We start from the raw sequence: 1,321 nt of genomic DNA, 5'->3' as shown, positions 1-1,321 counted from the left end.
CACGAGGAGTTCCGCGACCTGTGCCGCACGTTCCTGGCCCGCGAAGCCGTCCCGTACCACGCCGAGTGGGAGCGGCAGGGCATCTTCGACCGCGAGGTCTGGCGCAAGGCGGGCAAGGCCGGGCTGCTCGGCCTCGACGTCCCGGTCGAGCACGGCGGCGCGGACGAGCACGACTTCCGCTACACCGCGGTGTTCATCGAGGAGCTCGTCCGGGCCGGGGTCACCGCGCCGGGTTTCGTCGCGCACAACGACCTGATCGCGTGCTACCTGTCCGTGCGCACCACGCCGGAGCAGAAGTCGCGGTGGCTGCCCGGCCTGTGCTCCGGCGACCTCATCGCCGCGATCGCGATGACCGAGCCGGAGGCGGGCTCGGACCTCGGCGGCATCAGGACCACCGCCGTGCGCGACGGCGACCACTACGTGCTCAACGGCCAGAAGACGTTCATCACCAACGGTGAGAACGCCGACCTCGTCATCGTCGCGGCCAGGACCACGTCCGCGCGCGGGCACCAGGGGCTCAGCCTGCTGGTCGTCGAACGCGGCACGCCCGGCTTCACCCGCGGGCGGCGGATGGACAAGCTCGGCTGGCGGGCCAGCGACACCACGGAGCTGTTCTTCGACGACTGCCGGGTGCCGGCGGCCAACCTGATCGGCCGGGAGAACGCCGGCCAGGGCTACCTGATGTCCGGCATACCGCGCGAGCGGATGTGCATCGCCACGGTCGCGGTCGCCACTGCGGAGAAGATGCTGGCCGACACGTTGGTCCACGCCACCACCCGCAGGGCGTTCGGCCAGGCCATCGGCAGCTTCCAGCACAACCGGTTCGCGCTGGCCACCCTGGACACCGAGATCACCCTCGCCCGGGTCTTCCTCAACCACTGCACGACCGAGCTGAACGCGGGGCGGCTGACCGTCACCGACGCGGCGAAGGCGAAGTGGTGGACGACCGAGCTCCAGGTGCGGGTGGCCGACCGGTGCCTGCAGCTGCACGGCGGCTCCGGGTACGTCAGGGAGAGCCCCATCGCCTCGGACTGGACCAACAGCCGCGTGCAGACGATCTACGGCGGCACCACCGAGATCATGAAGGAGATGATCGGTCGCTCCCTCGGGCTGTGACCGACGAGGACCCGTCGTGCAGGCAGGACAACCCTGGAGGAAGGCGCAATGGCGGAGGGAACACCCACCATCTACGAGTGGATGGGCGGCGCGGAGGCGCTGGAGAGGCTGACCGAGGACTTCTACCGCCGGGTCATGGAGGACGAGCTGCTCGCACCGGTGTTCCGGCGGATGAGCGCCGAGCACCCCAAGGACGTCGCGGTCA

At 70.2% G+C, this 1,321-nt stretch carries 1 protein-coding gene and 1 pseudogene; both read left to right on the top strand.

The window, feature by feature from the left end:
• Window positions 1-1,116: acyl-CoA dehydrogenase family protein (locus AB0G02_RS40650; protein WP_360806006.1), on the top strand; the 1,116-nt coding region annotated here is incomplete at its 5' end.
• Between the two features lie 48 nt (window positions 1,117-1,164).
• A pseudogene (locus tag AB0G02_RS40645) lies at window positions 1,165-1,321 on the top strand (oxidoreductase); the annotation flags it as partial.

It is taken from the genome of Actinosynnema sp. NPDC023658 (genome assembly GCF_040639995.1).
Taxonomy (GTDB): domain Bacteria; phylum Actinomycetota; class Actinomycetes; order Mycobacteriales; family Pseudonocardiaceae; genus Actinosynnema.
Note: the sequence above shows the minus strand (reverse complement) of the source record. Positions and strands in the feature narration are given on the sequence as shown.